Source organism: Bacillus sp. B4EP4a (assembly GCF_006680105.1).
Lineage (GTDB): Bacteria > Bacillota > Bacilli > Bacillales > DSM-1321 > Peribacillus > Peribacillus simplex_E.
In genome coordinates, this window is record NZ_VHIK01000029.1 from 158,942 (window position 1) to 178,159 (window position 19,218).

At 40.6% G+C, this 19,218-nt stretch carries 21 protein-coding genes; 7 read left to right on the plus strand and 14 right to left on the minus strand.

The features are described 5' to 3' along the window. The first annotated feature begins 26 nt into the window (after positions 1-26). Positions 27-530, plus strand: a complete 504-nt coding sequence (locus tag FNK51_RS15885) for a DinB family protein (protein ID WP_181762273.1) — start codon at positions 27-29, stop codon at positions 528-530. A 155-nt stretch (positions 531-685) separates the two neighbouring features. Here the strand turns inward: FNK51_RS15885 and FNK51_RS15890 are convergent, their stop codons facing one another. The 13 genes from FNK51_RS15890 to FNK51_RS15950 form a co-directional block, all read right to left on the minus strand. Next, positions 686-1,558, minus strand: coding sequence for an ABC transporter permease subunit (locus FNK51_RS15890; protein ID WP_220126992.1), 873 nt, complete (start codon positions 1,556-1,558; stop codon positions 686-688). Then, complete coding sequence (locus FNK51_RS15895; RefSeq protein WP_141993956.1) at positions 1,558-2,343, minus strand: PhnE/PtxC family ABC transporter permease; 786 nt, start codon at positions 2,341-2,343, stop codon at positions 1,558-1,560. The genes FNK51_RS15890 and FNK51_RS15895 overlap by 1 nt, the downstream gene beginning before the upstream one ends. Continuing rightward, positions 2,333-3,121, minus strand: coding sequence for a phosphonate ABC transporter ATP-binding protein (gene phnC, locus FNK51_RS15900; RefSeq protein ID WP_141993957.1), 789 nt, complete (start codon positions 3,119-3,121; stop codon positions 2,333-2,335). The genes FNK51_RS15895 and phnC overlap by 11 nt, the downstream gene beginning before the upstream one ends. Before the next feature lie 27 nt (positions 3,122-3,148). After that, positions 3,149-4,183 carry a phosphate/phosphite/phosphonate ABC transporter substrate-binding protein gene (gene phnD, locus FNK51_RS15905; RefSeq protein WP_141993958.1) on the minus strand — a complete coding sequence of 345 codons (1,035 nt, stop codon included), beginning with the start codon at positions 4,181-4,183 and terminating at the stop codon, positions 3,149-3,151. A gap of 128 nt (positions 4,184-4,311) precedes the next feature. Next, complete coding sequence (locus FNK51_RS15910; protein WP_141993959.1) at positions 4,312-5,025, minus strand: phosphonate C-P lyase system protein PhnL; 714 nt, start codon at positions 5,023-5,025, stop codon at positions 4,312-4,314. A 22-nt stretch (positions 5,026-5,047) separates the two neighbouring features. Next, a complete protein-coding gene (gene phnM / locus FNK51_RS15915) occupies positions 5,048-6,226 on the minus strand; it encodes a phosphonate metabolism protein PhnM (protein WP_141993960.1) in 1,179 nt (392 codons plus the stop codon). 31 nt (positions 6,227-6,257) lie between these two features. Further along, on the minus strand, positions 6,258-7,103 hold the full coding sequence (locus tag FNK51_RS15920; protein ID WP_141993961.1) for an ATP-binding cassette domain-containing protein: 846 nt from the start codon (positions 7,101-7,103) through the stop codon (positions 6,258-6,260). After that, a complete protein-coding gene (locus FNK51_RS15925) occupies positions 7,104-7,958 on the minus strand; it encodes an alpha-D-ribose 1-methylphosphonate 5-phosphate C-P-lyase PhnJ (protein WP_141993962.1) in 855 nt (284 codons plus the stop codon). After that, the gene (locus tag FNK51_RS15930; RefSeq protein ID WP_141993963.1) at positions 7,951-9,084 is read right to left on the minus strand and encodes a carbon-phosphorus lyase complex subunit PhnI; all 1,134 of its coding nucleotides are present in this window, start codon (positions 9,082-9,084) and stop codon (positions 7,951-7,953) included. The genes FNK51_RS15925 and FNK51_RS15930 overlap by 8 nt, the downstream gene beginning before the upstream one ends. Then, the gene (gene phnH, locus FNK51_RS15935) at positions 9,066-9,683 is read right to left on the minus strand and encodes a phosphonate C-P lyase system protein PhnH (protein WP_141993964.1); all 618 of its coding nucleotides are present in this window, start codon (positions 9,681-9,683) and stop codon (positions 9,066-9,068) included. Before phnH ends, FNK51_RS15930 begins: the two co-directional genes overlap by 19 nt. A gap of 12 nt (positions 9,684-9,695) precedes the next feature. Then, positions 9,696-10,121: a phosphonate C-P lyase system protein PhnG gene (gene phnG, locus FNK51_RS15940; protein WP_141993965.1), complete on the minus strand. Its 426-nt coding sequence runs from the start codon at positions 10,119-10,121 to the stop codon at positions 9,696-9,698. Between the two features lie 278 nt (positions 10,122-10,399). Next, positions 10,400-11,101, minus strand: coding sequence for a GntR family transcriptional regulator (locus tag FNK51_RS15945; protein ID WP_141993966.1), 702 nt, complete (start codon positions 11,099-11,101; stop codon positions 10,400-10,402). Positions 11,102-11,312: 211 nt separating this feature from the next. Continuing rightward, the gene (locus tag FNK51_RS15950; RefSeq protein WP_141993967.1) at positions 11,313-12,197 is read right to left on the minus strand and encodes a PHP domain-containing protein; all 885 of its coding nucleotides are present in this window, start codon (positions 12,195-12,197) and stop codon (positions 11,313-11,315) included. 292 nt (positions 12,198-12,489) lie between these two features. Here FNK51_RS15950 and FNK51_RS15955 point away from each other — a divergent pair, with 292 nt between their 5' ends. After that, a complete protein-coding gene (locus FNK51_RS15955; protein ID WP_141993968.1) occupies positions 12,490-12,819 on the plus strand; it encodes a hypothetical protein in 330 nt (109 codons plus the stop codon). A gap of 352 nt (positions 12,820-13,171) precedes the next feature. Continuing rightward, positions 13,172-14,155 carry a GMP reductase gene (guaC, locus tag FNK51_RS15960; RefSeq protein ID WP_141993969.1) on the plus strand — a complete coding sequence of 328 codons (984 nt, stop codon included), beginning with the start codon at positions 13,172-13,174 and terminating at the stop codon, positions 14,153-14,155. Between the two features lie 60 nt (positions 14,156-14,215). Here the strand turns inward: guaC and FNK51_RS15965 are convergent, their stop codons facing one another. After that, a complete protein-coding gene (locus tag FNK51_RS15965) occupies positions 14,216-14,557 on the minus strand; it encodes a zinc ribbon domain-containing protein YjdM (RefSeq protein ID WP_098372052.1) in 342 nt (113 codons plus the stop codon). Between the two features lie 158 nt (positions 14,558-14,715). On the opposite strand from FNK51_RS15965, the gene FNK51_RS15970 reads away from it, so the two are divergent. The 4 genes from FNK51_RS15970 (at position 14,716) to FNK51_RS15985 (ending at position 19,204) form a co-directional block, all read left to right on the plus strand. Then, positions 14,716-15,405, plus strand: a complete 690-nt coding sequence (locus FNK51_RS15970; protein WP_098372051.1) for a response regulator transcription factor — start codon at positions 14,716-14,718, stop codon at positions 15,403-15,405. Next, the gene (locus FNK51_RS15975) at positions 15,402-16,406 is read left to right on the plus strand and encodes a sensor histidine kinase (protein WP_098372050.1); all 1,005 of its coding nucleotides are present in this window, start codon (positions 15,402-15,404) and stop codon (positions 16,404-16,406) included. The genes FNK51_RS15970 and FNK51_RS15975 overlap by 4 nt, the downstream gene beginning before the upstream one ends. A 100-nt stretch (positions 16,407-16,506) precedes the next feature. Next, positions 16,507-17,268: an ABC transporter ATP-binding protein gene (locus FNK51_RS15980; protein WP_141993970.1), complete on the plus strand. Its 762-nt coding sequence runs from the start codon at positions 16,507-16,509 to the stop codon at positions 17,266-17,268. Next, entirely contained in the window at positions 17,258-19,204 is a 1,947-nt protein-coding gene (locus FNK51_RS15985) for an FtsX-like permease family protein (RefSeq protein WP_141993971.1), read from the plus strand. The genes FNK51_RS15980 and FNK51_RS15985 overlap by 11 nt, the downstream gene beginning before the upstream one ends. The last annotated feature ends 14 nt before the right edge of the window (positions 19,205-19,218 follow it).

Consider the following 19,218-nt stretch of genomic DNA (forward strand, 5'->3'; position numbering starts at 1 on the left):
GGAGGTGTCACAAAAGGGGAGTTCTCATGAATTATATCGAGTATGATTTGCTATTCGAATCAAGAAACCAGTTAATAGAGGAAATTACGGAGTTGGATGAAACAATACTCCACCATAGGCCTGCATCTGAAGTATGGAGCATCGCCCAAATTTGCCATCATTTATATCTTACGGAACAGGTGTTTACAGAAGCTATAGCAAATGGCATTCGGGAAAGGGACTTTAATAATATCATTCAAAAAAACATTTACCTGGTTACTAATAGAACAAAGAAATTCGTATCCCCTGACATCGTTTCACCCTCTTCAACCCCATTTCAATTATCGGGCCTTATGGATTTTCTGGCAGAATCAAGGGATCGTTTATTACAGGTTCTTTATGATATGGATTCAGATATCTTGTTAAATAGAAAGAAAGCCAAGCATCCCCTGTTCGGGGACCTCTCATTGGATCAATGGATTGAATTATTATCGTTACATGAACAAAGGCATATCAAACAGATACAAGAAATAAAGTCCGCCCTTATATAAGCCTTTCATGACAATGACTACATTTAAATCGATTTCCAAACAAAGAGACCACTTCATTTTGTGGTCTTCTTTCATGCATTCTATGAAACGAACGGACTGTCGGGGGCTGCACCAAATTGATAGATGGGCAGAACCCATATTTCCCAATTCTAGCATCAAGATGATACTTTAAGTTTCCTTTTGATTTGTGTTGCGAAGATTTCAAGACAGATTGCAATTATCAGGATAAAATAAGTGATTGCTCCAATTTCACTCAAGTCAAAGTAAAATCCACTTGCCATGAACATATCGAAGCCGATTCCTCCTGCGCCTGCCGCTGCGCCCATTGCGACCGCCACTGCAAAATTGATTTCAAAGCGCATGAAAGTCCATGAAATGATATAAGTGATCGAAGATGGAATGATGACTTGGAACACGATTTGCCACCAATTCGCTCCGCTTGCTTGCAGGGCTTCTATGGCACCTTTATCAATTTCCTCGAAGGATTCCGAGTAGGCCTTTACAAGGTAACTTATGGAGTGAAACGTCATCCCTATAACTGCCGCTACACTGCCCAACCCTGCTGCGACTGCAAAAATGAGGACCCATAATACGGTAGGTACGGCTCTAATCAGGGCAACCGATCCCTTTATGACAATCGATAATGGCTTGGACGAGATATTTCCAGCCGCTAATAGTCCCAACATCAGGGCAATGATTGCACCAAATATTGTCGTTAAGAAAGCTAAACCTAATGTGATCGACACCTGATAAAGCGCTTGAGTGAAGGTAAAGTGCTTTAAATGCGGCTCAAAAAACATGGTCTTCAAATTATCGACGGTCAATAATAGCGCGTCCCACAGTTTAACATCCTTATAATCAAAACTGGCAAATGCATAAATAGTCAAAACTGCAAGTACCAGCATACTCAACCTAATCGCGAATGAAGATTTCGAGAAGGGCTTTTTGGATAGTCGTTCAAGTAGCATTTTATCTAGCTCCTGGCCAGTAGGAGAAGGAAATGGTTTGATTGGACCCTCTGCCTGCATTATAAAATCACCCTCCTCACATAATTTGAGATCAATTCAATACTTAATATCGAAATGATGATCGTAATGACGACAAGACTGGCAATGTCATAACTCAAGTTTTTATAATACAGATTAAACGTAAAACCAATTCCCGATCCTGTAAGCAGTCCGACCAATGTTGCATTCCTGATATTCGTTTCAATCATAAAAAGTACCCAGCTGATCATTTGCGGAATTGTTGAAGGAATAACAGACTGCGAAATGACGGTTAGATAACTTGCGCCGGTTGTCTGCAAAGCTTCTACGGAACTGCTGCTCACTTCATCGATCGTTTCAATGAAAGCTCTTGTTAAAAAACCGAAAGATCCGAAAAACAAGGCAAAATAACCGGTCAAGGAACTTTGTCCAAATGAAAATAACAGAACCAACGCCCATATTGAGACATCAATATTCCTAAATAAAACTGCTATCCCACGGCTAAACCCTCCGAAAAATGCATTAACTCTTGTCGTATTGGAACCCAATATTGCAAATACGAAGGCCAATATTCCCGCGAATGTGGTTGCAGCAACGGATATTAATAGTGTTTCTTTCAGCTTTATCAAAATGTCTGGCAGTTTGGTAAGCGATTCCTTTGTTGGATAAAAATTCGATAACGACCATTGTATAGCCTTAGGAACGGAGGTAACCCCTTTTGCGATGCTGAATTCTGTAATGATAATGGAAACAGCCGTCGCAGCCCCAATAAGCAAAAACAATACAAGTGAATTTCTTCTCTTTTTTGCAAAAACATCAGCCGACATGGGAACCTCCCAAATCAAAAATCAACTTCCCTTCATCTGATCCATAAATCTGATGGATATCATTTGAGGTTATATTTTGAGTTGTGCCATTGAAAACAACCTTGCCACTATTCACACCGATGATTCGATCCGAATATTTCAGGGCAACATCGACTTGATGTAGGTTGACTACTACCGTGATTCCCATGGAAGTGCAGATATTCCTTAAATGATCCATGATCACTTTGGAAGAATTCGGGTCAAGGGAGGCAATCGGTTCATCGCACAATAGCAATTTAGGATTTTGGATAAGCGCCCGCGCAATACCAACCCGCTGTTTCTGGCCTCCGCTCAACTGATCAGACCTTTTATAGATTTGATCTTCCAGACCGAGAATTTGGAGAACTTTAGCAGCCTGAAGCTTCTCCTCTTCACTATAAAGTCCAAGGATTCCAGCCAGTGTAGATTTATAGCCTAATCGTCCATGCAGGGTATTTTCAATCACACTTAGTCTATTTACAAGATTGTAATGCTGAAAAACCATCCCTATTTTCCTGCGTACCTTCTTTAACTCCCTTTTATTCACCTTGTATACATGATCATTATCAAAAATGATTTCTCCGCTAGAAGCATCGATCATCCTATTGATACATCGAAGAAGAGTTGATTTCCCTGCTCCAGATGGACCTATGATCGAAACGAACTCTCCTTCTTTCACAGTGAAGTCAATATTGGATAACGCCTTTGTACCATTTCCAAAATGTTTTGAGACATTTTTCACTTCCAATAATGTTTTCATGTATGATCCTCCTACATTTTACTGCCTTTATTTAGATAATTCCCGAATTGGATTGAACCAGTCATCCTCAACTTCTACCAATCTTTCTTTTCCGCTCACCCGTTTAAATAGACCTGATAACTTAGAGTCTTCTGGTACAAAAACTTTCTCATTATTTGCTATTTCATCAGACATCAACGTTTCAAGAATTTTTTCACGTGTTTCCTCACTGACTAATTCGGTGTTAACAACGAAAGGTGCATTCAAAACTGGAGTCACTGAAATGAGTGAGAATGTCTTATCTACAACTGTGTTGAAGGGTTCAGCTGCATCCTTCTTTACCTTATACACGGCACCTGCTTTATTCTCTTCTCCATCGGCCAGCTCCACATAATTATTGACACATGTGTCACAAAAAGCTGCCACTTCCGCCTTCCCGGTTAAAAGATTTACAGCGGATCCTTGGTGTGAACCTCCATAAAGCACTTCACTGAAGAATTTATCTTTCCCGCCTTCCAATAAATCCTCAGCCTTTAATTCCTTAAACTTATCTTGCTGCGAAAAATAATCAACGATTCCTGTGGAAGGGACTTTGAAGCCAGATGTTGAGCTATTTGATACGAAAGAGAACTTTTTCCCTTGGATACCGTCTATCTTGTATTCGCCGTTAATTTTATAGTCATCTGCATTTTGAACGGCCAGCCAGCTATTATAGACTGCATCATCCAACGTACCTGATTCACCGCTTGGAACAACTAGAGGCTGAACACTATCGTTTTTGTTGTTTGCTTCAATATATCCTTGCGCTCCCAGGAATGCTAAATCCGCGTTTCCATTAGCAATTGCCTCGATTGCAATGTTATAGTCCGTAGTGGTCTTATGTTCGACTTTCTTCCCTGTGGCGTCCTCCAAGATCTTCCCGATTTCATCGCGGGCTTCCCCTAAATCTTCCCCGGATTCATTTGGCAGCCATGCTACGGTTAATGTATCATCTTCATTTGCACCTGTTGAACTAGTGGAAGAACAGCCTGTGAACACCAGCAAAATAACTAACATCAATATGGACATCATCGATTTTTTCACGTTAAATCTTCCCTCCTATTTAAAAGATCTTTTCTTATTTCAGTCACTTCCCATAAAACAATACCGGTACAATACTAACCTGCCGTTAAGGAGGCTGAACATTCAGTAAAATTTATGTGAATTCGTCGTTAAATTTTTTGAATAGCTTGAGTAAAACATCCATTCTGTATGCTATATTCTTTATTTACTAACCGATTCATGAACTCCAAGTCATGAAAAATGCCTAGCATTGTCGTTCCTTCGTTCATTAGCTGTTCCAGCAGGGTTTTCACCTTCACTTTAGAATCGTGATCCAAACTTGCAGTCGGTTCATCCAGCAGGAGGAGCCGCGGCCTTTTCACCATTGCTCTTGCTATATTTAACCTTAGCTTCTCCCCTCCTGAAAAAGTAGCAGGGTAACTGTCCCATAGCTCTTTTCCTATTTCAAAGTGGTCGAGGATTTTTTCCGTTTCGATATTGGCCATTTCCCTGGTTTGTCCCATTTCAAGGATGGCACCGGTAACGAGCTGCCTTGCTGTAGTTCTTGGCATGACATTTAAAAATTGGGATACATAGCCTATCTCATGTTTACGCAGGTATATCATTTCCCTTTCTGTAGCTTTTGCTAGATTAATCGCACCATAGTGGGAAGATTCATACCAGATGTCTCCTTCTTGAACCCGATAGGTACCATAAATCGATTTTAGGATCGTTGATTTTCCGCTGCCGCTCTTGCCTGTTATGCCAATGAATTCGCCTTTTTTCACTGTGATCGTAATGTTGCTGACCGCATGGATATTCTTGCGTTGATTATGTAAAATAAAAGACTTTGATAAATCATTGATCTCCAATATGTTCTCCACTTTCCCACCCGCTTTCTAAAATTTAGATCCTGTAATTCGTTTTTTGAATCAATTTTCCGTCTACAATCACAGTTGTTATTACAGGGAAATCACCCGAAATTTTTTCAATAATAAGTATGTCAGCCTTTTTCCCTTCGTGAATCGACCCAATTTCGTCCTCCATCTTGACTGCCTTTGCGGGATTAATCGTAACTAGCTTAAACATATCGACAAGATCCATCCCATGGTTTTCGACCAATTCAAACATTGAATGCAGCAGGGCCGCAGGGTAATAATCACTGCATAATATGTCTATGCTTCCATCCTGAATGGCTTCAGTGGCACTTAAGTTCCCGCTGTGAGAACCTCCCAAAATCACATTTGGTGCACCGGCTATGGTATACATCCCCATATCATGGGCCTTACGGGCAATCTCAAGTGTGATTGGAAATTCACTTATACTTGTTCCGAAGCTGTGAACCAATTCAAGCTTCTCTATTGAATCATCATCATGTGAGGCAACGGCAATATTATTTTCCCTTGCTAGAAGTGCAATTTCCTTCATTCTTTCAATCGTCAGCTTTTCTTTCACTTGATGAGTCCGGATCATCACATCAATGGCTTCATCACTATAATTGTTATACCCCCTTAAAGTGTTTCGATATATCTCTAGATGCCGATACTGCCCTTGTCCTGGAGTGTGGTCCATGAATGAGACCAGATGCACTTTCTTTTCGGAAACATATTCTTTTAAACTATCAATATCCTCCAAATTATCGATTTCATACCGGGCATGAAACCGATGACGGACCAGGTGCTTCATCGTATGTGTTTGATCAATTAAGTCGATGAGCTTCCTTACATTCTCAGGCTCCCGAATTGGCTTATATGCGTATTCAGTGGATTTATAGAGCGACAGAGAATGAAACATGGTTGTGATCCCGTGCGTAATCAGTTCCTTTTCCGTTTCTCTTAAGCTCAATTGAAAATTCATTAAAGAAGTCGGGCGCGGCGCAGTCATATGTTCAATATAATCCGAATGGAGATCAATGAAACCAGGTGAAACATATCCACCCAAAGCGTCCAGCACTTCCATCTCAGGACTCATTTCGATTTCTCCCACAGGTGCAATCCGGCAAATTCTATCATCCTTAATTAAGAGATCATGGTCCATCAGGATCGAGTCTTCCGTAATTATTTTTCCATTTTTAATCAGCAACAATGTCTCTTCCCCCATTTTCCTTTAGTTTCTTTTACAGCAGTGAGTGTACTAATTTTTGGGTATAAGGATGCTGTGGATCTTCGAGTATTTGATCTGTTAAACCTTGCTCGATTACTTTACCCTCCAGCATGACGAGCGTACGGTCTGCAAGCATTCGGATTACGCCCAAATCATGGGATACCAATACAATGCTGATATTCAAATCTCTTTGGAGACCTTTAATTAGATCCAACACACTTGCTTGAACTGATAAATCCAAACCCGTGGTGACCTCATCCAAAAGCAGTATGGGGGGATTGTTGGACAATGCTTTTGCTATCTGGACCCGTTGCTGCATTCCGCCTGAGAAATTCCTTGGTTCTTCTTTCATTCGATGAATGGGAATATTGACTGCTTCAAGAAGCTCGGCGCCTCTTGTTTCCATGCTGCCAACATGTCTGTTCCCAGCTGAAATTAACTTCTCAGCAATATTGCCTATCGAGGAGAAATCCATTTTCAACCCTAGAATCGGGTTTTGATAAACCTTCCCCATCAGGTGGTTTCGAACGAATCTTTTTTTCTGGGCTGACTCCATGAATAAATTCTTTTTTCCATCCTCAAAGCCCGCCACATACATTTCTCCATCTGTTACTTCTTCGTCAAAATATAAACTTTTCATTAAAGTGGATTTACCGCTGCCGCTTTCCCCTACAATTCCGAGAACTTCACCGTGATACAAATCAAACGTCACATCTCTACAGGCATATACCGTCCCGCATTCGTGACAATAGTTTTTCGCCACTTTTCCTAATTTCATATGTTTACAAATTGAACATCCGTTACCGTACTGTTTGTTCATTTGTTTAACCGATAATACGGGTACCTCTAGCACAGACATTTAATTCACTCCCAATGATTGTTTTTGATTGACCATTTCAAGGCAATTGCTTGTATCATTGCATAGGAAATACGTTTCCCCTGATTCCTCATCAACAAGTTCATCCAAAAACACATCATTGGACCCGCAGAGAATGCAAGCATGATTTGTAAAGGACTCGATTTCAAATTCGTAATCATCAAATGCCAAAGATGATACATTTGTATAAGGAGGTACTGCATATACCTTTTTCTCCCTGCCTGCACCTAACAAAATGAGCGCTTCACTTTCGTCCAGCTTGGCATTATCGAATCTTGGTATTGGACTTGGTGCCATGACATACCTGTCGTGGACCATCACCGGATGGTCTGCATCCGTCGCCATTATTCCGTACTTCATGATTTGTTCAAATAACATAAGCCATGCACCGCTATACTCTCTCTCAGCATGAAGCTTTTTCGTTTCATGTTCGCTCGGCTCAAAATTCCTTAAAGGTTCCGGTAATGGAACTTGAAGAATTAAAATCTGGTCTCGTTGCAACGGCACTTCCGGCACCCTGTGTCTAGACTGGATTAAAGAGGCATCTTTTGTGCTATCCGTCGTCCTTACCCCAGTGGTGTCAGATACGAGTTTTTTTATGTTAACGGCATTAACGGATTCATCCGAACCTTGGTCGATCACCTTAAGGACGTCATCCTTTCCAATCAATGACAATGTCAACTGCAGGCCGCCCGTGCCCCAACCACGCCCAATCGGCATTTCCCTTGAAGCGAATGGGACTTGATAACCGGGAATGGCAATCGCCTTCAGTGTTGCCCTTCTAATCTCCCGTTTCGACCCTTCATCAAAGAATGCAAAATTATAGGTTTTATTCATGCGATCCAACCTCCTGCTCTGTGGTCTTATCTTTTGACTTCCGGATGCTATCAAGCTTGGATTGGAACGTAACATAATGAGGCATCTTCAAATGGGAGATGAAACCCGTTGATTCAACTGAATCTATATGATAAAGGACGAATTCCTCGTTGTGACTTGGAAACTCCTTGTTGGGTTTTTCCAGGCAATTATCCAGGATGCCCATTGCGATTGATTTTGTTTCATTTTGTCCCATGCACATGCCATAGCCAACTTCAAACTCTATTTCTTTTTTGCCTTGTTCCTTCTCTACCGTAAGCGGAATGAGCATCTCTACCTCCGTTGCTGTAAAGTCCCCAATATAATAGCTATCTTCCTCTTTCCCTTCGAGCAGCGGGTGATCGAGATGGACGGGCAGCTGACCTACCCGCAGCTCCCCTACTGTCGGGTGCAGTGCACCATATCCACGAATGACTGCATAAGCAAGTGATGTCACTGCACCGGTTTGGCCTCTTGTTAAAATTTGCAGGCGTTCACTCCGCATTGAAGGAAACTCCAGACTTTTCCTTGTGACATCCCCAGGCTGCAAATCATTGTTTTCACAGCTTGCTAATAAGCCTTCACTTCTTAAGTAGTTCAAAACTTTAGGCAGAGAGTTTAAATCAGCCATATGGTTCTGATATTCTGTTGAATGATTTTCTTCTTGAAAAGCCCGTAACCAATCTTGAATGCTTATATCCGATTCATTTTCCAGCTCCGAATCTAGTAACCGATGTGTATAATCGGTCGTGGCACCTAAAATCTGTCCGCCAGGTACATCCTTAAAACTAGCTGAAATCCGCCGTTCCACTTTCATATTTTCAGAACTGATCACACGTGAAACATGTTTTCGCGGCAAAGTGGATCGATAGGCCCTTAAGAGGAAAACAGCTTCTTCCGGATTGCCTTCAGCCTGTTTAATGGCAAGTGCAGCCAGTGATTGATCATACAAACTGCTTTCTGACATAACCTGATCAATCAGCCCTCTCATCCCAGCTTCTATCTTATGCAGCTCTATAGCCGTCCCTTTTTTGACCCGTTCATACTTTAAGCGTTTGATCGATTCCTCAATCGCCCTTGTTCCTCCCTTTACTGCAACATATCCCATATAATCTCACCCCCATTTTCTTTGATTTGAGTCGTTCTCGGTAAAGCTATTAAACGATCTTGTTGATCCACAAAATACATATCGATTCCTAAAGGGAATTCTATGTTTTTTTCGTTCCTTACACCAAGCCAGGCGGAGACATTCGGGAGGCTTATGAATGATTCCTCTTGAATTCCCGGTCCAGAAAGAATCATTGAGTCCCCTTTCGTTACATCCGGCACTTCTAGAATGATCATTGCCGATTCATGGGGGTTAAACAGATTTCCTACCTTTGCTTTATTTATCGCTTCCTTCATTTGCTCCTCGGAGGCATCATGTAAAATAAAGATAAAATCCGCTTCCGGCAAATCGACAGGCTTTGAATAAGTAAGCTGATTGATCATTCTTGACACCGCCTCCCCCTCCTTTGCAATGACCTTAAAAGTCACTTCAGGGTCAAGTACCGTTCGTGCAAGCAGGATAGTAGAAGATAGGCATTCCATTTGAACATCCAAAGTCTTGGCTTCCCTCTCCAAAACCACTAAAGTTCCAGGTCTTGAAGTCGCCGTTACAAGCTTTCTATAAACAGTTTGTATATCATGAACTACATCCAAATTCATTACTTTCCCCCCTTATTGAACATCCATTGTTTCAAAGTTTACCTTGGTTCTTAAGATTGATCGATTCAGCTCTTGAAGATTTTTCTGTATATTCTCCTTCTCATTTTCCAAAACATGTGACCATGATCTCGTTTCGCCAAGATCAGCCTGATAAGCAGCATCAATGATAGCTAAACGATGTGCCAGCTCTTCCCGATGTCCCTTAACGATACCAATCCCAATTGAATCCTGAATTTGGACCGTGCATTCGGTCACCAGCATTTCCCCAAGATAAAACAAGCTTTTTTTTGCCGTTTCCCTTGTCTTTAGCAACACAAGGGCACTCTCTGGCTTTTGAATGACGGTAACTTTATATTTCATTGCTATTTCCTTGGCAAATTCCTTCGCAATGTCCTCAGAGCCTTGAATCAAAATCTCGGTTCTTTCCCTTCTTCTCATTCCATTGGCCTCCAATGTTTTAGTTTCCCGCTACATCTTCAATGTATCTTGTTGCCAAGTGAACGTACGTTAAGAAAGAGTAAATCTTGTATGAAATTTGTTAAAGCCGGACATACACTATTCAAAATTTCGTGCCATTACTCGTGAATTCGAGCTTTACTCGTGAGTTTCGTACTTTTACTCGTGAATTCGAAGCATTTACTCGTGAGTTTCGTACTTTTACTCGTGAATTCAGAGCATTTACTTGTGAATTCGAGCGATATCTGGAATGGAAGTTTTTATATAACATATGTGAAACAATCGCTTCGATAGATTATGACCGTGTGCTCAAGTACTTGATTGCTCCGCTTATCCCGGCATAACGATTCCACTTGCAAAAGTGGAATTAAACTTGAACACTGCAAAATATCCCGTTCGAAAAGAGTAGGAAAAATCACGTTCAGTGTACTGCTGCTGGATCCGAATTCCACAAAGCCATGCTGCCTATAATATTGAAACATAGAGGTAATATCAGGACCGTCCTTTTCAATTTCAGGAAATGTTGATTTTGCTACAAAAGATGTATGAAGAGCAATCGGGAAATCGTCCATTAACCTAAGCCTGCCAATTTTAAAGACCTTGTCATCCCTTTCCGCCTCGAGGCTTTGAAAAATCTTCTGATCATAAGAAATTTCTTCGCAAAAAATAGTACTCGTTTGAAAGGAAAACTGGAATTCTTTCATTTTCTCGGTGAAACTGACATCTCCGGATAGAATTAACGGAATTTGCTTCTTGCTTTCCTGGACATAACTTCCCTTACCTTGCTTTGAATAGATAAAGCCTAAATCTTGAAGCTGCTCGTATGCCTTCCTGACAACCATTCTTGGAACATTAAATTGATCAGCGAGTATATGCTCTGAAGGTAACTTTTTATCCAATTGAAAGGTCCCACTCTTAATTTCCGATATTAAATGATCCACTAAAAAGTTTTTTTCCGCCAACAGAAATCCCCCTTTAAATATTAGATCTGTCCAATACCTATTTTTCCTTGTTAGTGTCAGTGTAATGAGAAAATATGAAGCTACCATGATTTTCTTGTAAAAAAAAAGTCCTGGTCAATTACCAGAACGAAAGGGAATACTTATTTTATGGATCTTTTCAATACGACATCCAGCATATGATCAGGTCGCTTTCACAGCAAAACTCCTGGTTTCATAGATCGATATTTTTCAATACCACATCATTAATGGACATGCTTTTTTTCCTTAATTTCAAAGCATCCACACATTCCTTTCCAGGGCTCATGCTGCCAAGCCGAATCGGATTCTCCCCATAATCCCCATGAAAATCCGAACCTCCTGTCTTAATGAGATTATATTGATCTGCATATGAAATCGCTCTTTCCTCTTCTTCATGACCATGATGAGGATGAAGAACTTCAATCCCTTCAAGCCCTGCTTCTACAAGATCGGGAATAATTTCGAAGCTCCCGTATTGTCCAGGATGAGCAAGGACCGGAACGCCTCCGGCAGCACGAATCGCCTTCACAGCAAGGATGGCATCCACATACTCCATAGGAATGAAGGCAATGCCTGGCTCTTCTCCATTTTGGCCGCGACTGAAGATCTTCTTATACAAATCTCCATAGATAGAATCCGTATACCCCGATTCGCGCAGCGCCAGCATAATATGCTGTTTATAAACACCGGTTCCTCCCCTGAATTTAGAAACCTGATCCCAAGTTATTCGATATCCTGCATGAATCAGCCGTTCCACCATTTTTTCAGAAGCTGCATTCCTCTTATGAATCAGTGGATTACATAGCTCCTCAAGCGCCTTATGACCAGGCTCAACAAAATAGCCCAAAATATGTACACGCCTTCCTCTTGCAAAGTCATAACCAGAAACTTCTATTCCAGGGATGATTTCAATTCCTATTTCCTTTCCCCGTTCCACCATCTCTTGCAATCTCATCGTTGTATCGTGATTCGTAATCGCTATATGGCCAATGCTTTCCCTTTTTGCAGTCTCCAATAGTTCTTCAAAAGAACTGGAACCATCTGAAATGTTCGTATGACAATGTAATTCAACCTTCATGCCAATCCCCCCATTCTTATTCGTTACCCATTATCATTTTAACTTAGTGCCATGTCGGTCCCGTTAAGAAGATGTAAAAAAACGTAAAGGTGTAAAAGTCATACAGATTGGTGAAAATACTTAAGTATTTAAGGCTGTAGACAAATAAAAACATTCGAGTTGATTTCAGAAATCCGTTCCCTTTCCGCCGACTGTCTGCCAAGCCTCATCAAAGCAAGCGCCTTTGGTGTCTTGGCTAGCCAGTTATTCGGCTGGAATTTCTTCAATCCATTAAGGATTACTGTAAAAAAACATGAAGGATAACCTTGTCTTAACCAAGGTTCGGGATGAGCCCGCCTGCAGTTTTTTCTTTTTAAAAACATTCGAGTTGATTTCAGAAATCCGCTCCCTTTCCGCCGACTGTCTGCCAAGCCTCCTCAAAGCAAGCGCCTTTGGTGTCTTGGCTAGCCAGTTATTCGGCCGGAATTTCTTCAATCCATTAAGGATTACTGTAAAAAACATGAAGGATAACCTAGTCTTAACCAAGGTGCGGGTTGAAACCATTCCCATTAGGTCGACAAACTCAAAGAAAGCGAGTTCACCTGCAGATTGCCAGGAGTGGAAAGCAACGGGCATATTCTAAAAACCTAAAAAACTGTAGACAAACTCCATTAATATCGAGTGTGTAGGCAAAAGGAGTTCTAACTAAAAAGTTAAAACAAAGTTGATTGGAGCGGGTGTTCGAGACTCCTGCGGGAAAGGGCGGACCGCCCGCGGAAAGCGAGTGCCTGAAGAGGAAATCAACGTTCCATAGTATCATGTTCGTTCGCCTTTTTCAGCTTCCTGCCCTGTAACGGATTTTCCATCAGCTGAAATAAAATCAAAATAAAACCATTAAAAATTTTGACTTACTGTCAAAAATGATGTACATTACCTATTGGGCGAACAATTTTAATAAATAAATATAAAAATATTCGTATATAGAGGTGCATAACATGGAAAATGTGTTTGATTATGAAGATATTCAATTAATTCCTGCAAAATGTGTAGTAAATAGTCGTTCTGAGTGTGATACATCCGTTACTTTGGGTAAACATACATTCAAGTTACCTGTAGTACCTGCCAATATGCAAACGATCATTGATGAAAAGATTGCCATTTACTTAGCTGAAAACGGTTACTTTTATGTAATGCATCGTTTTGAGCCAGAAAAACGACTGACTTTCATTAAAGATATGCATTCACGAGAGTTGATCGCTTCCATCAGTGTCGGCGTTAAAGAAGAAGAATACGGATTCATTGAACAATTATCGGCTGACAACATTGTGCCTGAATACATTACTATAGATATTGCACACGGCCATTCCAATGCCGTGATAAAGATGATACAGCATATTAAAAAACATTTACCTGAAAGTTTTGTCATAGCAGGAAATGTGGGAACTCCTGAAGCGGTACGGGAATTGGAACATGCCGGTGCGGATGCTACAAAGGTTGGCATCGGGCCAGGGAAAGTTTGCATCACTAAAATCAAGACTGGATTTGGAACGGGCGGCTGGCAGCTAGCTGCACTTCGCTGGTGTGCAAAAGCGGCAAGCAAGCCAATCATAGCTGACGGCGGCATTCGCACGAATGGTGATATTGCTAAATCAGTTAGATTTGGAGCTTCCATGGTCATGATCGGTTCACTATTTGCTGGACATGAAGAATCTCCAGGTCAAACGATCGAGAAAGATGGAAAGGCCTTTAAAGAATACTTTGGTTCAGCTTCTGAATTCCAAAAAGGTGAAAAGAAAAACGTTGAAGGTAAAAAGATGTATGTCGAGCACAAAGGATCTTTGGAAGATACGTTGAAGGAAATGGAACAAGATCTTCAGTCTTCCATTTCATATTCCGGCGGAACCAAGTTGGAAGCCATCCGGAATGTGGACTATGTGGTCGTTAAGAACTCAATCTTTAACGGTGACAAAGTTTATTAAGAAGGAATCATTAACGTAATAAAGAACGGCCTAATCAATGGATTAGGCCGTTTTTTATTATTATATCTTTTTAACAAATTGGGATTTTAATTTCATCGCACCAAAACCATCAATCTTGCAATCAATATCATGATCTCCATCAACTAGACGGATGCTTTTGACTTTAGTGCCCATTTTTAAAACGGATGAGCTCCCTTTCACTTTAAGGTCCTTGATTACCGTAACGGTATCACCATCGTTCAAGGCATTTCCATTAGCATCCTTGATAATCTTCTTTTGATCACCATTTTCCGTTTCCGCTTCCACCGCCCACTCATGGGCGCATTCCGGGCAAACAAAAAGGCTTCCGTCTTCGTATGTATATTCTGAATCACATGCAGGGCAATTAGGAAAATCAGACATAAATTCACTTCCTCCATTCGTTATTGTCAATTCTAATATAATAATGGTTTACACACAACCGTCAGGCTATTACAGTTCCTGTTCCTCCCTACCTCTAGAACCTATAGAGTTTTTACTATATACTTTTAAGAAAAAGCTGGAAAGTGCGGTGAACCCTTTTGTTTAAACTACTATTGATAGAAGATGATACGACGTTATTCAATGAAATTAAAGATAGATTGGCGCAATGGTCTTATGATATTTACGGAATCGGCGATTTTAGTAAAGTGGTTCAGGAATTCACGGAAATAAAACCTGATTTGGTCATCATTGATATACAGTTACCGAAGTTTGATGGGTTTCATTGGTGCAGAATGATCCGGTCCCATTCCAATGTTCCCATCATCTTTTTATCTTCCCGTGATCATCCTACCGACATGGTGATGTCCATGCAGCTTGGAGCTGATGATTTTATCCAGAAACCTTTTCATTTCGATGTACTCATCGCAAAGATACAGGCCACCCTACGCCGTGTCTATAATTACAATACCGAAAAGGTCGAGTTGAAAACCTGGTGCGGCGCAACTGTGGATTACGAGAAGAACACGGTGTCGGCCGAGACTGGCACAATCGAATTGACGAAAAATGAAATTTTCATCTTAAAAAAACTCATTGAACAGAAAAACAAGATCGTAAGCCGTGAAGAATTGATCAACAGCTTATGGGATGACAAACGTTTCATAAGCGATAACACCCTTACAGTGAATGTGAACCGTTTACGAAAGAGATTGGATGAACTGGGTTTAGGGCATTTTATCGAAACGAAGGTTGGACAGGGCTATATCGCCGTAGAAGAGGCAAATGCATGATCAGAAAATTTCTCGTAGAAAGGTTCAGCTGGATCATATTCTACATACTTCTTCATCTATTCATTATCTTTGTCGCTTATCTTGATACGGCGATACCGTTAAAGCCCATACTGTATATTGTTTTTTTATCATTGCTCATATTCATTATATTTTTGATATTCCGCTATAAAAAAGAAACATATTTTTATAAAAGTTTAGAAGCGCGGGAAGACAACCTGGATATTACGAATATAGCCGAACCAGAAAGTCCTTTCGAAAAAATCATAGAAAACAGCATCATTAACCAAACCGAAATATTGAAGCAATCGGCATCAATTGGTCAAATGACTTTAGAGCAGGAGAAGGATGAATTATTAGCTTGGATTCATGAAGTGAAGACACCATTGACGGCGATGCATTTAATGATTGACCGCTTGGATGATGAATTGCTGAAATCGCATTTGACTTATGAGTGGCTCCGCATTCACCTACTTCTTGATCAGCAGCTCCATCAAGGGCGCATGCCTTTCATCGAAAATGATTTGTATATAGAGAAAACCGATTTGGAAACAATAATCTTTGATGAGATTAAAACGCTGCAATCATGGTGCATTCAAAAAGGGATCGGCTTCGACATACAATTGGATGTAACCGAAGTGCTTACTGATGCCAAATGGCTGGCCTTCATCATGAGGCAGCTCTTGACCAACTCCATTAAATACAGTGAAAACTCAGATATCCTGATATATAGCCATGAACAAGCTGGACAAATGGTTCTTGAAGTGAAAGATTCTGGACGGGGCATCGACCCAAAGGATTTATCCCGCATATTTGATAAAGGATTCACTTCCACGACAAATCATCGTGACACTGCGGCAACAGGCATGGGTTTATATTTAACAAAGAATGCAGCCGAGTCCCTATTCATCTCCATTGACGTGAAATCAGAGCTTGGAACCGGAACGACCTTTACCTTGACCTTCCCAAAAAGGAATGATTTCGTGAATATCACAAGCATGTGACAAAAGTGTCACATGCTTTTATTCTTTGTTCGTCCAAACGAAGGAAAAGAAATACATAGCCTTTTATAATGAGGATATAGAAAAAAAGGAGTGTATCCAAATGAATATATTAGAAGCGAAAAAAATCCATAAAATCTATGGTAATAAATTCAATAAACAAGAAGTATTAAAGGGTCTTGATATAAGCATACAAGAAGGTGAATTCGTAAGTATCATGGGTGCATCCGGTTCAGGAAAAACGACTTTACTTAATGTCCTTTCCTCGATTGATAAAATTAGCAACGGCACCATTACGATCGATGGAAAAGAGATTTCGGGGATGAAAGAAAAGAAGTTGGCCGAATTCCGTAAGAACCATCTAGGCTTCATCTTCCAGGAATATAACTTATTGGACACACTGACTGTCAAAGAAAATATCCTTCTGCCCTTGTCCATTACCAAAACGCCCAATAACGAAGCGGCACAAAAGTTTGATAGCGTGGCGAAGGAACTTGGCATATATGAAGTGAAGGATAAATACCCAAATGAAATTTCCGGCGGTCAAAAACAGCGTACGTCTGCAGCACGGGCTTTCATCCATGATCCAAGCATCATATTTGCGGATGAACCGACTGGGGCGCTTGATTCCAAATCAGCTTCCGATTTACTGAACAAACTGAGCGAAATGAATCAAAAGCGCAAAGCGACCATCATCATGGTAACCCATGATCCAGTGGCGGCTAGTTATTGCAGCCGAGTCATTTTCATTAAAGATGGACAAATATATACACAATTGAATAAAGGTGAACAATCCAGACAAACCTTCTTCAAGGACATCATGAAAACACAAGGTGTATTGGGAGGGGTTCAAAATGAGCATTAATCAACTCATCTTGCGAAATTTGAAGAAAAATCTGAAGAACTATTATCTGTATGTGTTTGCCCTGGTCTTCAGCGCTTCCCTTTACTTTGCTTTTGTCACCTTGCAATATGACCCAGCGCTGGATGAAGCGGAGGGTACGGTGAAAGGGGCCGCCTCCATCAAGGCTGCATCGATCCTGCTTGTTGCAATTGTTTCCATATTCCTTTTATATGCCAATAGCATTTTCATAAAAAGACGCAGTAAAGAAATTGGCTTATTCCAATTGATAGGCATGACGAAGAACAGGATATTCCGGATCCTGAGTGTGGAAAACCTGATCCTGTATTACTGTTCCGTATTCCTGGGAATCTTTGTAGGGTTTGCCGCTTCAAAATTGATTATCATGATCCTATTTAAAATAATGGGTGTCCAGGCAATCGCAACCCTTAAATTTTCTTTTCAGCCGCTAGTGCAAACCTTGCTCGTTTTTAGCGCCATCTATCTTTTCATCATGTTGATGAATTATGCCTTCATTAAAAGGCAGACCATTCTATCATTATTTAGAGTGACTTCAATGACGGAAGGAAAAGTGAAAAAGGTTTCGATGTTCGAAATGATCCTCGGGATATTCGGGATCATCCTGATCATTGCTGGCTATGTCGTTTCATCCAAATTATTCGATGGAGCTTTTACAGAGATGACCGAGCTTTTTATGGCCATGATATTCATTTTGGCAACCGTCATCATCGGTACCTACCTATTCTATAAAGGATCCGTAAGCTTCATCTTTAATATCATCCGTAAAAAGAAAAATGGCTATTTGAACATTAATGAAGTATTGTCCCTTTCATCTATCATGTTCCGGATGAAATCGAATGCGATATTATTGACGATCATCACGACCGTTTCCGCTTTGGCGATCGGGTTATTATCATTAAGCTATATCTCCTACTACTCAGCGGAGAAAATGGCTCAAAGTAGTATCCCCACCGATTTTTCGATGACGGATAGGGGAGATGCGAATACATTCAAAGAAGCTTTATCCGACAGTAAAATTGATTATGACGAAAAGGTGATAGATGTCATTCAAGTGGATGTCAATGTAAAGGAAATAATGGAAACGAGCCTCGAAGGAGTGAACTTTGATCCTGACATCATGACTGTTCCCGTCATCAGTGATGAATCCGTTAAAGGAATCAACCTTGCTGAAGATGAGACCCTTTTCAGCGGATACAGTAATATGATGGAGAAAGTCATGTCCTTGAAGGATTCCGGAAAGATTGAACTGAAAGGCAAAAATGAAGCGATTCCGCAAACATACATGGGATTGAATGATGATAGCATCCTGTCCTATTACTTCACGAATGGCGGATTGCCCGTTGCCATTGTAGACCAAACAATTTTCGACCGTTTGAAAAAGGATGTCGACCCAAAAATCCAAAAAGTATCATCTGTAAATATCGGCATTGATGTGAAGGATGAAGCTGAACTTGAAAAAGCGAATGATCTATTCAATAAAATGAGTTTTAAAGAAGAACATGTGAATGATTCCCAATTTGAAATGTTCAACACTCAGAAGAAGAATATGGGTCTTATCATGTTCATCGTCGCCTTCTTGGGATTAACCTTCCTCATCACATCCGGTTGCATCCTCTATTTCAAGCAAATGGATGAAAGTGAAGGTGAAAAATCCAATTACACCATCTTAAGGAAACTGGGATTCACGCGAGGTGACTTGTTAAGAGGAATCCAAGCAAAACAAGTTTTCAATTTCGGCATTCCTTTAGTCATCGGGCTGCTTCATAGTTATTTCGCAGTCCAATCAGGATGGTTCTTATTCGGGACCGAAGTTTGGACACCGATGATCATTGTTATGGCATTATACACGGCATTGTATTCGATCTTCGGAATCCTATCCGTATTTCATTACAAGAAGGTCATTAAAGAATCTCTATAAGTGCTAAAAAGCTC